Genomic DNA, 13185 nt, shown 5'->3' with positions numbered 1-13185 from the left:
GTCCAAACATCCGCTGATATATATGAATAGATAGGAGTAGACTCATTATGCAAAAATTAACCTTTACTCCTGTAAGTTATACAGGCTGGGGTTGTTTGAATCAGCTACTAGTAGAAGTAGAAAAGCTCAAAGCAAATAATATTTTAATTATTACGGACCCATTTTTAAAAGAGTTAGGTTTAACAGAGCGTATTGAAAAGCCTTTAATTGAAAATGGGTACGCTACAACTATTTATACCGATATTGCTCCTGAGCCACCGCTCGCAATTGGTGAAAAACTAGTTGAATTTACAAGAAAGCATCATTTTGATGTAGTGATTGGTTTGGGGGGAGGAAGTGCATTAGATCTGGCTAAACTTGCGGCAGTTTTAGCAACACATGATGGAAAAGTGGCAGATTACTTAAATTTAACGGGATCAAAAAATCTTGAAAATAAAGGGTTACCCAAGATTTTAATTCCAACTACTTCTGGAACAGGCTCAGAAGTAACGAATATTTCAGTACTGTCACTAGACACAACAAAGGATGTTGTTACGCATGATTACTTATTAGCAGATGTCGCCATTGTTGATCCTGCGTTAACGATTTCCTTACCACCAAAAGTGACGGCTGCTACAGGTGTAGATGCTTTAACGCATGCAATAGAGGCTTATGTTTCGGTCAATGCCAATGAAGTAACAGATGCACTTGCACTACAAGCCATTAAATTAATTAGTGGCTCTATCCGAACTGCTGTGCATGACGGTCAGAATAAGCAAGCACGTTCGGATATGAGTTATGGCAGTTATTTGGCAGGGTTAGCCTTTTTCAATGCGGGGGTTGCCGGAGTACATGCTTTAGCGTATCCTCTTGGTGGCCAATTCCATATTGCGCATGGAGATTCTAACGCAGTGCTATTACCATATGTCATAGGCTATATTCGCAAAAGTTGCGAAAAACGAATGAAAGATATTTTAGATGCGATGGGTATTTCATCTGCGTATATATCGCAAGAAGAGGCTTCTTATAAATGTGTAGATGCATTAAAGCAGCTTGTGCAGGATGTTAATATTCCGTCAACCTTAAAAGGATTTAATATACCAGAATTAGCGCTGGAACAATTAACTGATGATGCGACAAAGCAAACTAGAATCTTAGCACGTAGTCCGATGCCGCTTAAGCGAGAAGATATTTATACAATTTATCGTGCTGCATTTGATGGAGAAATTCGAGAACCTCAGTTACTATAAAGAAGTAAAGAGTAACGTTTACTCTGTAAAATTAAAGACAAGTGAATGTATTATAAAACAGTAATAAGTAGTAAAAAGAGACAGCGATTGCTGTCTCTTTTTATCTTAAAAAAATCTAATCCTCTTAATGTGAATGGGAACATCAAAAAGAAACCTACCTACTAAAGAGTGGCTTCAGAAAATGGAATAACGAAATTACTTTATTTATTTTCAACCGAAATCTTTTTCATTAATCGTTTTAATTTATTTTCTGTATCTGTCTCCTCTACTGGTGTATAGATACTGCACCGTAAATCCATTTCACCTTGAACCTGAAGAGAAGTTAAATTAAACAGCATTTTACCTACTTTAGCATGTCTAAATTCAATTAACATTTCGGGAGCCTTACTTACTTGACTCTCTTGCCATAAATCTTGAAATTCTGGATGTGAATGACTCATTTCTTTTATAAATTGGTTGTACCACTCATCGCCTAAATAGTGGCCATAATAGGTACGGAATATGGCAAGAAAACCTTTCGCAAAGTGTTCCCAATTAGCGGCTAAAGCTTTTAATTCTTTTCTGGTGAAAACTATACGAATCAAATTTCTTTGATCATTTGGTATTTGGTCAAAATCTAAAAAAATATGAGCAGCTGCAGGATTCCAGCCCACAATATGGCAATGTCGGTCTGTAATGATGGTAGGACAATATGTTAATTCAGCTAGTATTCGTTTTAAAGAAGGGCTAAGCTCTGTTTGATCCTTTTTTGGATTATCAATTTCCGTTTTTGTTTCTAATGCCAGGTCATATAAATAGTCTCTTTCATCATTATTTAATTGCAACGCTGTAGAAATACAATCAAGTACGATAGAAGAAACTTTTATATCTCTTCCTTGTTCTAGCCATGTGTACCAAGTAGTACTTACACCTGCTAAATGTGCAACCTCTTCTCTTCGTAGCCCAGGTGTCCTTCTCCGAGTTCCGGCAGGTAAACCAATTGACTCTGGCTTGATTTGGGCACGCTTAGCTTTTAGAAATGTCGACAAAGCCTCAAGCCTAGTTTTATCATTCATTTTTAAAACTCCTCATGAAACCAATTTTTCCTAGTGGAAATTATACCATGATAAATAATCACTTGTAATAGGATAAAAAGATTATAAAATACAATTATATTATTGATTTGGAGTGATGAAGAGTGGAAAGAGTAGTGATTACCGGTATGGGAGTAGTCTCTCCTATAGGCAATAACATCAAAACATTTTGGAACAATCTAATTAACGGCAAGTCTGGTATATCTCTTATTGATACATTTGATATTACTAATCATAAGTCAAAAATTGCAGGTATCATACGGGATTTTGATGCAGATGAAATTTTAGGAAAGATAGAAGCAAGACGTTTAGATCGCTTTTCCCAATTTGCTTTGGCAGCAGCTGACCAAGCTTGGAAAGATTCTAAGTTAGATCTCGATAGTATAGATTCCGAAAGATTAGGTGTGTACGTAGGTTCAGGCATTGGGGGAATTGAAACCTTAATTGAAAATATAGATACGCTTAGACAGAAAGGACCAAGACGAGTCAGCCCTGCTCTAGTACCAGCTATGATTTCCAATGCTGCTGCAGCGCAAATTAGCATTAAATGGAATGCAATGGGACCTTCTATGTCGCCAGTTTCTGCTTGCGCAATTGGAAATACAGCTATTGGAGAAGCCTTTAGACTAATTCGTTCTGGAGAAGTTGACGTTGTGTTTGCTGGTGGAACAGAGGCAGCTGTAACAGACTTATCAATAGCAAGCTTTGGGAATGCTACAGCATTATCAACAAGAAACAATGACCCAACGAAAGCTAGTCGTCCGTTTGATAAAAACCGAGATGGATTTGTCATGTCAGAAGGAGCTGGAATTCTAATCTTAGAATCCTTATCGCATGCTTTACGTAGAGAGGCAAAAATTTATGCAGAAGTTATTGGATATGGTGCGAGTTCAGATGCACATCATATGGTAGCAACACATCCAAAAGGTAAAGGGGCGCAACTTGCAATGAGATTAGCTTTAAAAAATGCAAACATAGCTCCTGAAGAAGTAGATGTTATTAGTGCCCATGCTACAAGTACACAAGTGGGTGACATATCTGAAACATTAGCTATTAAGCAGCTGTTTGGAAAACAAGCTTATCAAATTCCAGTAACAGCAAATAAATCTATGTTTGGTCACATGTTAGGGGCAGCTGGCGGTGTGGAAGCCATTGCTTTGGCCATGAGCATAAAAGAAGGAATAGTTCCTCCAACAATTAACTTAGAAAATCCTGATCCATTATGCGATCTTGATTATGTACCATCTGTTGCTCGTAAAGTGAAAATAAATACAGGTCTATCTAACTCATTCGGATTTGGAGGTCATAACGCGACGATTGTTTTAAAGAAATACGAATGAATGAACTTTCTCTCTTAAATCTAACCGTTTCTTAAGGAAACGGTTAGATTTATTCCAATAAATAGTTACATGATCGAAATAATGTGCTAAGTAATTCTCGAATGTAACAGTTACAATTTCATCTGCCTCCGTTTCGATATCTAATAGCAATTCATTTTCTAAAAAATTTACTGAGTATCCTACTAACACACCATCGTGAATAGATATTGTCATTCACTTCCTCCTTTAAAACTGTTGAGTTGTTTGAAAAAGAAATTAGAATTACCCATGGCAATCCCATGATACTTTAATTAAAGCCCTTAATAGTAGAATAAGCGTTGATTGTACTTATCATTCGTTATGAAAAGAATCCCACATCATTTCCATTCGTTTAGATCGAAGTTTAAAATTGCCCCAAGTATCTTCTTCGAAATTTCAAGAAAAGCCCTCAAATGATTTATTTTTTCTTTTGTATCTTCAGTAACAATAGTAAAATCGGTAATTAACTATAAAAGTGGAATTGGGAAATGCTGACAATCTTTATCGTAGGCTCTAAATTTTTTTTGACTTGTGAACAATCATAATATCCAGAATCAAATACCTTGAAGCCATAAAAACTAATACTGCTTCATTCGTTTCCCATTTAGTGTCAAAAGGGTTAAGAGGGTGTTCTTTTGCAAATAAGAGATCCTCAAAAGTTAAGTGAAGATTATTATTTTCAACTTTAACTTTTTCTATATAAACGGACTGCCAGGCGATATTCCTAAAACAATTTGTTATATATATTTTGACATATCTTTCAGTCCTTTTTATCGTTAAAAAGCAACAATATTTTAAAAAACAACCTCTATCTTTTATTACTTAGAGGCTTGAGAAATAGGCTTTAATGTACATTTAAATTCTTTCAGCAAGTGTTTTTGTACCGAAAGCGTAGCGACAGGTACAGAAGTTTCCCACCTCTATACAATTTTATGAAAATGAAATTTGTTACAATTGATCAAATAGTTGAAAATAAATCGAACGAAAATGTTAGCTCGACTGTCTAATAAGTAGAAGGAAGTGAATGTGATGGATGAAGAAGCGTTGGTGAGGCGTGCAATAACAGGGGACGAAGAAGCTTTTTTACATTTAATAAAACAGTATGAACAGACGATGTACCGTATGGCATTTGCCTATTTAAAAAATGAACATGATGCCATTGAAGCGGTACAAGAAGCTACTTATCGAAGCCTAAAAAAAATACATACCGTAAAAGAACCAGGTTATTTTGGTACTTGGCTTGTCCGAATATTACTTAATATTTGTCATGATATGCGTAAAAGAAGCAGTCGTCTTGATTTGCAGGAAGACATAGAAATCGGTGATCACGCTCCCAATCACGAGCGTTTTGAAATAACGGATATCATTACGAAGCTACCAAACGAGCAGCAAGAGCTTATTTTTCTAAAATATTTTCAAGACTATAAAAATCGAGATATTGCTATCCTTCAAAATATTCCGGAAGGAACTGTGAAGTCGAGGTTACATGCGGCATTGAAAAAGCTAAAACTATATTTTACGGAGAAGGGGGAGTTGTAGGTGAAACAGGTAAAAAAGCATGACTATGATACTTTTGTCAAAGAACTAGCGCAAATTGACATTCCATATGAGCAATTAGAAAAGTCGCGTAGGAAAAGTGTCATACGCTTCCGAAAAGAAAAGCGTAATCGACAACGTACATGGAAAAGCATTGCAGTTACTTGTGCATTACTGTTACTGTTTGTATCGTCCATCCGTGTATCTCCAGCTTTTGCTAGTGCCATCGCAAAAATCCCAGGCTTTGCTCCACTAGTTGAGATGATTACGTATGATAAAGGGGTCAAAGATATACTCCAAAATAGCTATTATGAGGGACTGGGATTGTCACAAACAAAAAATGATTTATCATTTACACTTCAAGGAGTAATTGCTGATGAAACAGGAATGATTTTGCCATATACATTTTCAGCGCCGTTTGATGTTCATGATTTAAAAACTAAGAAAATGGAGCTCCGTCTAAATGGTGATGTATTACCCGCTGGAGTAAATTACAGTTGGTATAGCGAAAAGGACACACCTTTGATTGAAGATAAATTTGAGTTTATATTTCAAGATCCTATAAATTATGACAATGCTAATTTTGAATTATATATACAATTTGCAGATGAAAAACAAACAGAGTTTACAATCCCATTTTCACTTAAAAAGCCGATAGCGAAAACGAAAACCTATGTATTGAATGAAAAAATGAGTTTTCAAGATCAGCAAATCACCGTCAAGTCTGTCTCTATTTCACCACTCCGTACAAGTATTACAATCGCTCTCGACCCAAATAATGAAATGCGAATTTTAGGATTTGATGATATACGTTTATTGGATGAAAAAGGGGAGGAGTGGACGACAATCAATAATGGCTTAACAGCTACAGGTAATCTAATAGATGGAGAAGAAACAATCTATATGCAAAGTAATTATTTTAGAGAGCCTAAAAATTTAACATTATCCATTGGAAAAGTAAAGGCATTGCCAAAAGGTCAGGATTTTATAGAGGTGGATTTTAATCAAAAGAAAGTGCTATCCCAACCATCTCTGCCAGGCTTAAAAGTTCAAGTTAATAAGCAAATGGTAACAATGAATGTCCCTACTTCTTATAAAAATAAAAATATCGGTTTACTTGGTACTGCAATAGATGCAAATGGAAAAACTGTTTACAGTAATTCAGGAAGTTCTCATAGACCTGATGAATACGTAATCGAACAAACAGAAATATATGACATAAAGGGAGTAGTCAATCCAGTCCGCATTTATTTCACACATTATGAAAACTTTTTAGATGGAACCCAAACGGTTGATATTCCATTGAAATAGTCAAAAAAAGAATCTGCTTATACAGCAGATTCTTTTTATTACAATTAAATTTTAAGCGTCAGCACCTGGTGTAAATGTACGTGTCGCTAATTCCGCGTCCAGCATAAAGATTGCGTTAGAGTCATTTTCGATGCGTTCGATTTTACGAATTAACGTGTCGAACGTTGATTCTTCCTCTACTTGCTCGTCAATGAACCATTTTAAGAAAGCCATTGTCGCGTGCTCGCGTTCATCTAAAGCAATATCCGATAAATTATAAATACGGCGAGTGACTTCTTTCTCGTGAGAAAGGGCAGTTTTGAAAGCATGTAAAATAGACTCGAAATGATTATCTGGACTATCGAAACCATGGATTGTTGCGCGGTAGCCCATATCGCTTAGGAAATTGTAAAACTTCATCGCATGGAAGCGCTCTTCTTCAGCCTGTACTAAAAAGAAGTTGGCAAAACCATCGTAATCTTGATCTGTGCAATATGCCGCCATCGCCATATAAGCATGCGCAGAGTAAAATTCAAAATTCATTTGTTCGTTTAGTGCTGTGTGTAGTTTTTCAGATAACATAAAAGTTTTCCTCCCTTTGCAGTAAATACCTCCTGCATCTCTTATAGTATACAGCGGAAAAAGGCGGCATTGCAAAGCTTAATTGATGTTTATTCTCAATGAAAAAAATTAATCAAATAATTTTTTAATACGCCAAATTACTTCTAAAAGATTGATAAATAAATTAATGAAATCTAAATAAAGATTTAAAGCCATACCAACGACTTCAGCATCTGAAACGTGATTATGTCGGATTTGGTTAAAGTCATAGACAGTATAGAGACTAAAAAGTAGAACAGTAACTCCCGCAATAATCAAACCGATCATGTTGCTAACAGGGAAAAACATAAAGACTACTGAAAATACAATGATGACGATTAAGACAGTGAATAAATAGCTTCCCCAATTGGAAACGTCTTTATTCATCATCATACCAATAAGTGCTAGTACAATGAAAATAGCTACGGTCGCTACGAAAACAAGTAGAACAAGTTGTTGCCCTAGCTCAGCAATGTAAAATTGTGTTGTCCAAAATAGCAAAATACCCATTAAAAAGGGGATTGCATACATAATGGAATTAGCAAGTTTCAGTTTTCGTACAAACATGGCAATGAGAAGAAGTACAAGAGCAATAATAGCAATTGGCATGACAATTGCAGGAGGTAATAATGTTGCGATGTACATTCCAATAACTGTCAATACCCACATGAAAGCAAAGTGTTTTAAAATTTTATTTAAGTTTTGATTTTTAGCATACGCCATATAGAAGAATCCTCTCTTTTTTTAAAATAACTTTTATATAGTAACATACGAGTCAAATTAGAAAAAGATTCAAACGTAAAAAATTTGTATTATTATCATAATGTGGGTTTGAATACCGTTGGCAGGGTGCCCAAGTACTGGTGATAAAAATAAACCTGATCTTGCTTAGACCAGGTTTATTTTTAGGTGAGATTTTCAATTTTTTCTTTGGTTTTTCACACCAACTAAATAACCACCAAGGGCAATTCCAACTAAGACAATCCAGAAAGTGGCCTTCCATGGTGTTGAGTGTGGAAATTCATGTGGAATGATACCTAGTTTTTCGTGTGATAATGTTAGAACAGCCAGCTTTACACCAACCCAACCAACGATCAAGAAGGCAGCTGTTTCAAGCGATGGAAATTTATCGAGAATTTTCACGAACCAACGAGCAGCAAACCGCATCATAATAACACCGATAATACCTCCTAAAAACATCACTGCGAATTGACCGGCATTAATCCCACCAACATCGAAATTTCCAATATGGGGTAGTGTAACAGCAATAGCAACAGCAGCTAAAATTGAATCTATGGCAAAGGCAATGTCAGCAAACTCGACTTTTAGTACGGTCATCCAGAAACCAGATTGTTTTTTAGTCTCATGAATTTCCTCAGGATTTTGTGCAGCTTTCCGTGAATCGTAAATATGCTTACTAGACATGATTAATAAGTATGCGGCACCAAGGGCTTGAATTTGCCAGAAATTAACGAGCGTCGTAATAAGAAATAGTGCAGCGAAGCGGAAGATAAAAGCTCCTACTAAGCCATAGAGCAATGCTTTTTGCTGTTGATTTTTTGGTAAATGCTTAACCATGACGGCCATAACAACGGCATTATCAGCAGCTAATAAACCCTCCAGTACAATTAATACGACGAGGACCCATGCGTATTCTAGAAAAATTGCTTCCAAATTTATTTCCTCCTTTTTACTTTGAACAGAAAATGAATAAACTGCTTCTAACGTATTCTTTGCTTTTTTAGGCAAAATAAAAAGACCCCTGCCTAAAAAATAGGCAAAGGTCTTGCTAAGCTAATTAAATGGTTACACAGAATATCTGTACGCCAAAATATGCCTTCACACCCGATGGTAAATAACCATGTAATGACGAATGTGAAATCAGATGCTTTGTCACATCTGCTAGCTACTCCCCTTTGACATAATTGTCAAAAGCTATTCAATTCTTTATACATGAATTATAGCATGCTAATCGTCAATTGCAAATCAAAATGTAGAGCTATATTTAGACTTTTTATAACAGTTCTTAGAGAAAAGCAATTCGATATGTGCCTAGGTATTTTTTTGATTATTTATTCAGTGTACTTGTAAATGTTTTACGGCCTGAATTTACTTGGTTTACGTATATGTTCAATTTACTAATAGAACTAGATGTTAATGGGATTTTCCCATCCTTCTCTAGTTTCTTCCATGCCTTCATATTTTTCCGATATAATTGTTCAGAAAGGCGATAAATATCAATATCTTTTGCTAATGCTTCTTCATAGGTGGTTTTAATTTCTTTCTTTACTTCATTTTTAATCTTTTTTTTGATTTCGTCTTCAGATAAAGTTGTTTCGAAACCGTTTAACGTTGCATTTAATTTTACTACTACCTCAAATGTTACTTGATTATTTTTAACAAGTGGTTTGATGTCTACTTTTATTTTTTCCAATGTTGCCGTTAAATAATTTGTTTCGTTATCTTCTAACTTAAACGTTATTGCTCCTCTATGTGTTCGATTTTGCATCCATTGCATCCCTCTTGCAGCATCATTCGTAATAAAGCCTTTCAAACCTTTTAAGGAAAGTACGCCGATCCCTGTAAAAGCAGTATCCTGTCTTTGCTGATCTGCAGTTGCCCAGTTTTTATTGATTGTTATATAAGGGATCCCAATTTCATGATTTGGTTCATTTAAGCCAATAACTAAATTTCGGAAATTTATGGGCTCGACAAATGTTTCTTGATCTTTAGTATTTAAAGGATTACTAAGCTTTCCTAATGTTAGGGATTTATTCGAAATCGGCGTTATTAGAAGGATATCTTTTATAGGATCTTGTGTACAGTAAACCCATATTTGATATCTTGTTTCCCTATACCGTAATAAACTATCTATAATAGAGATGGCATGTTTATCTTTCATTGCATCTTCGGAGAAAATAATGTAAGTCATATGACCCCAAAACACTTTTTGGTCGATAGATCGAAATAATTTAAAAAGAGCATCTTCTAACGTCTTTCCCTTAGATTGTCCAACCTCTGCTTGTGTTGCTTGAGAATTAGGATTTTCAGAATTAGCAACCTTGGTAAAGTTAATTAATTGTAAGTATACTTCATACTGACCATCTTTATAATCAATACCAAGGCCATCAACATAATACATTCTTTGAGGCTCGGTAACATCCCAACAACCTGAAAGAAGTAGTGAAGTAGCTAAACTTGTAAATAAAATTAATTGCTTGTTCATTGTTTCTTCCTGCTTGAGGTACGAGTGTTATCTTGAGGTGCAAGTGCTTTATTACGCTCAGCGTAACCTTTTGGCGATAAGCGGAAGATCGATTTTTTAATCGTCATCCAATTTAAATCTGTTGCAAGATTCATGTAAGAGTAACCATAGATCCGGATGTTACATAAGTAAAGAAGTGTAAAGTATAGGGAGATGAAAAATCCGAATAAACCTAAAAAAGCACTGGCTAGTATAAACGTTACACGCAATATACTGATGGTTGTGACAAGAGATTGGTTGACAAGCGTAAATGATGCAATTGTGGAGATGGCAATAACCACAATCATTTCTGGACTCGTTACACCTGCGCGAATAGCCGCATCACCAATAATTAAACCTCCAACAACGCTTATTGTACCTCCGATTACAGAAGGCAGACGTAACCCAGCTTCTCGAAACAATTCAAACATAAGTAGCATTATTAGCATTTCGAGAGAGGAGGGGAGAGGTAATCCCGTTTTTGCTTGGACAACTGTAGCTAAAAGCTGAAACGGTAACTGATTTTGGTGATAAGTTGTCAGAGAGAGCCAAAAAGCAGGTAATAGCAAACCAATTAATATGCCAAGAATCCTCAAAACTCGTTCTATAGAACTGAAAACGATGGGATATTCATTATCTTCAGCGGATTTTAATAATAAAAATAAGTTTACAGGTGTAACAATGGCATATGCTACGCCATCGACGAAAATGAGAAAACGTCCTCTAACTAGTGCTTGAATAGCATAGTCGGGTCGTCCAGTGTAATCGAATTTAGGGAAAAGCTTGGAGTTTTTATTAATTCGCTCCATTAAGATATCTCCACTAAAGACAATATCTGTATCTACAGATGCCAGTTGTTTTTTTATGCCATGTAAAATATCCATGTCGACAATATCGTCAAAATAAAGTATTGCCACGGTTGTTTTTGAACGTTTTCCTAACTCCACTTTTTCTACACAAAATGAATTCGTAGGTAAACGTTTTCGTAATAGGGCAATGTTGACACGAATGTCTTCAATAAAGTTATCCCTTGGCCCCTTAACGAGAACTTCCATCCTCGTTTCTTCAGGATTTCGATTAGGCTTTTTCGCAATACTACTAGCATATAAAAGCTCTTCCTCTTCAAAATAAAGCAGTAGGAACCCAGTATAGACAAAGGTAATAGCTTCTTCTTTATCTTTGACTTTTTGAAGGGTAGGGATATGAAGTTGATTTGTAATATTTTCTTCTAACGGTACGTCAGCTAAATGATCATAAAGAAATTGAACACGGCGAATTATGACTTCATTAAGCAGCTGCTGATCGATCATTGCATCACAGGTAATGAAATGAACCCTTTTTTGATTGAATGTATATTCCTGAAATTGAATATCCGCTGATTTTTGAAATAGTTTTTTTAAAGTGTTTAGGTCTATCGCCTTCTCTTGCTGAGGCATTATGATTCACCACTTTCCATCTCTTGTTTTTCAGGTTGCCCTTTATTGGAAGGCTTTCCTGAAAAGAAAGCTACTATTACGAAAAAAATTGACAAAAGGAAAAAGAAAATAAAAGTAATGGTCAATATATAGTTCCCTTTTACCTTCAAAAATATGTTTTCATTTAAAATAATTAGCGGTAAACAAAGTAGAAAGAAGGGGGGAGCGATCATTCTCCAAATTTGTTTTGGATCCCCAGTCATTTTCAATAAATCCGCAATGATATATAAGATAAAGCTAACTCGTATAAATGTACCAGTAAGCCATTGGTAAATAGAGAAAAAGTCAAGATGTTCAATATAGCGACCAATCGATACTAGTCCCCATTCTTCATAAGCAGGATACCTTTGCTTTGAAGCCTCGGTTGGACCAAATTCTGCAATTGCGCCCATAAGTGGCCCTAACGTAAGTCCCATTAAAATGACAAGTATGATGCCAAAATGGTACCAACGAAGACGGTCCTTAAATTGATGCTGTAAAAATAAAAGCATTATTAATTCAATAAATCCGGATGCCGGGTAAACCATCCCTTTCACGACGGGTTGAAATCCATGCTCAAAAAATGGACGTAATAACTCGTATTCTTTTACCTGTATATTTGTGAATGCTACAAAAAAACCAAAGACTACTACACCAAATAGTACAAAGACATTAAGAATAACCATGGTTTGTAAGCTTGTTGTAACGAGTAAAATACAGAGAATTGTATAAATGAGTAGTAATATAACGACCGGTGTTTCAGGTAAAAAAGTTGTATTTACCCATTGCAAAGTTTCAACCATAGTAAAGGCAGCTAAAATGAGTAAAAAAATTACGATAATATAAATGACAATTGTAGAGCCGGTTTTCCCAATTTTCCCATCTAACCAGTCTCTAATAGGCTCATGGTTCATCTTTTTTTGAATATAAACTAAAAGAAATAGCCAGAAGAAGATAATAACAGTGGCCATTATTACAGATGCCCAACCATCTCTCCCTACTACATGGAGTATCGGTGGAATAATTGTCACGTGATTTTTTAAGCCGATGACAGTCATAGATAAGAAGACAACATGTAAAATACTAATTGATCCTACACCTTTCATATGAAAACCCTCTAACGTTAATTGATACACTTTAGCTTAGACAAAAAGTGAGAGGATTATAAGCGTGGCAAATTACCCGTAAATGAAGAATTTAAAACCTTCATGAGGTTGTCGCTCCTAACACGTTTATGAAAGAAAAAAGTGAGGTATTTGACTATTGAATTGTCAAATACCTCGCTTTTTGTTTTTTTATGAGTAATTTTTCTTCTAGGAGAAAAACTGCCTGTAAAAGTCCGATTGGTGAAGACATCATCTACGGGATACAAGAATCCCCACAGATAAAAGTTTCACTCTA

The 13185-nt window shown here is 35.5% G+C and carries 12 protein-coding genes; 4 read left to right on the top strand and 8 right to left on the bottom strand.

Annotated elements, in window-relative coordinates; all coding sequences use genetic code 11:
- The first annotated feature begins 47 nt into the window (after positions 1-47).
- Complete coding sequence (locus MWJ95_RS08220; RefSeq protein WP_249104988.1) at positions 48-1229, top strand: iron-containing alcohol dehydrogenase; 1182 nt, start codon at positions 48-50, stop codon at positions 1227-1229.
- A 200-nt stretch (positions 1230-1429) separates the two neighbouring features.
- On the opposite strand, the gene MWJ95_RS08215 is transcribed toward MWJ95_RS08220, so the two are convergent.
- A complete protein-coding gene (locus MWJ95_RS08215) occupies positions 1430-2284 on the bottom strand; it encodes a helix-turn-helix transcriptional regulator (RefSeq protein WP_249073837.1) in 855 nt (284 codons plus the stop codon).
- Between the two features lie 122 nt (positions 2285-2406).
- Between MWJ95_RS08215 and fabF the strand changes: the two genes are divergently transcribed.
- Entirely contained in the window at positions 2407-3642 is a 1236-nt protein-coding gene (gene fabF, locus MWJ95_RS08210; protein WP_249104986.1) for a beta-ketoacyl-ACP synthase II, read from the top strand.
- On the opposite strand, the gene MWJ95_RS08205 is transcribed toward fabF, so the two are convergent.
- Complete coding sequence (locus tag MWJ95_RS08205; protein WP_249104984.1) at positions 3625-3855, bottom strand: hypothetical protein; 231 nt, start codon at positions 3853-3855, stop codon at positions 3625-3627. The genes fabF and MWJ95_RS08205 overlap by 18 nt on opposite strands.
- A gap of 834 nt (positions 3856-4689) precedes the next feature.
- Here MWJ95_RS08205 and MWJ95_RS08200 point away from each other — a divergent pair.
- Entirely contained in the window at positions 4690-5199 is a 510-nt protein-coding gene (locus MWJ95_RS08200; RefSeq protein ID WP_249074094.1) for a sigma-70 family RNA polymerase sigma factor, read from the top strand.
- Positions 5200-6507: a DUF5643 domain-containing protein gene (locus MWJ95_RS08195; protein ID WP_249104982.1), complete on the top strand. Its 1308-nt coding sequence runs from the start codon at positions 5200-5202 to the stop codon at positions 6505-6507. It abuts the gene before it with no gap.
- Between the two features lie 51 nt (positions 6508-6558).
- On the opposite strand, the gene MWJ95_RS08190 is transcribed toward MWJ95_RS08195, so the two are convergent.
- The 6 genes from MWJ95_RS08190 to MWJ95_RS08165 form a co-directional block, all read right to left on the bottom strand.
- Positions 6559-7068 carry a ferritin gene (locus MWJ95_RS08190; RefSeq protein WP_249104981.1) on the bottom strand — a complete coding sequence of 170 codons (510 nt, stop codon included), beginning with the start codon at positions 7066-7068 and terminating at the stop codon, positions 6559-6561.
- Positions 7069-7176: 108 nt separating this feature from the next.
- Positions 7177-7809 (bottom strand): Bax inhibitor-1/YccA family protein, encoded by a 633-nt coding sequence (locus MWJ95_RS08185; protein WP_249104979.1) that lies wholly within the window; start codon positions 7807-7809, stop codon positions 7177-7179.
- A gap of 195 nt (positions 7810-8004) precedes the next feature.
- Positions 8005-8760 (bottom strand): TerC family protein, encoded by a 756-nt coding sequence (locus MWJ95_RS08180; RefSeq protein ID WP_249104977.1) that lies wholly within the window; start codon positions 8758-8760, stop codon positions 8005-8007.
- A 394-nt stretch (positions 8761-9154) separates the two neighbouring features.
- Positions 9155-10312 carry a Ger(x)C family spore germination protein gene (locus tag MWJ95_RS08175; protein WP_249073845.1) on the bottom strand — a complete coding sequence of 386 codons (1158 nt, stop codon included), beginning with the start codon at positions 10310-10312 and terminating at the stop codon, positions 9155-9157.
- On the bottom strand, positions 10309-11766 hold the full coding sequence (locus tag MWJ95_RS08170) for a spore germination protein (RefSeq protein ID WP_249073846.1): 1458 nt from the start codon (positions 11764-11766) through the stop codon (positions 10309-10311). Before MWJ95_RS08170 ends, MWJ95_RS08175 begins: the two co-directional genes overlap by 4 nt.
- On the bottom strand, positions 11766-12890 hold the full coding sequence (locus MWJ95_RS08165) for an endospore germination permease (protein ID WP_249104974.1): 1125 nt from the start codon (positions 12888-12890) through the stop codon (positions 11766-11768). The genes MWJ95_RS08170 and MWJ95_RS08165 overlap by 1 nt, the downstream gene beginning before the upstream one ends.
- Between the last annotated feature and the right edge of the window lie 295 nt (positions 12891-13185).

The organism is Lysinibacillus sp. Bpr_S20 (assembly GCF_023337835.1).
Lineage (GTDB): Bacteria > Bacillota > Bacilli > Bacillales_A > Planococcaceae > Lysinibacillus.
Note: the sequence above shows the minus strand (reverse complement) of the source record. Positions and strands in the feature narration are given on the sequence as shown.

Bases quoted from the DNA above. Each gene is read 5' to 3' on its own strand.
- MWJ95_RS08200 (WP_249074094.1), top strand. From the start codon at position 4,690: ATGGATGAAGAAGCGTTGGTGAGGCGTGCAATAACAGGGGACGAAGAA.
- MWJ95_RS08170 (WP_249073846.1), bottom strand. From the start codon at position 11,766: ATGCCTCAGCAAGAGAAGGCGATAGACCTAAACACTTTAAAAAAACTA.
- MWJ95_RS08215 (WP_249073837.1), bottom strand. From the start codon at position 2,284: ATGAATGATAAAACTAGGCTTGAGGCTTTGTCGACATTTCTAAAAGCT.
- MWJ95_RS08175 (WP_249073845.1), bottom strand. From the start codon at position 10,312: ATGAACAAGCAATTAATTTTATTTACAAGTTTAGCTACTTCACTACTT.
- MWJ95_RS08190 (WP_249104981.1), bottom strand. From the start codon at position 7,068: ATGTTATCTGAAAAACTACACACAGCACTAAACGAACAAATGAATTTT.
- MWJ95_RS08205 (WP_249104984.1), bottom strand. From the start codon at position 3,855: ATGACAATATCTATTCACGATGGTGTGTTAGTAGGATACTCAGTAAAT.
- MWJ95_RS08185 (WP_249104979.1), bottom strand. From the start codon at position 7,809: ATGGCGTATGCTAAAAATCAAAACTTAAATAAAATTTTAAAACACTTT.
- MWJ95_RS08220 (WP_249104988.1), top strand. From the start codon at position 48: ATGCAAAAATTAACCTTTACTCCTGTAAGTTATACAGGCTGGGGTTGT.
- MWJ95_RS08165 (WP_249104974.1), bottom strand. From the start codon at position 12,890: ATGAAAGGTGTAGGATCAATTAGTATTTTACATGTTGTCTTCTTATCT.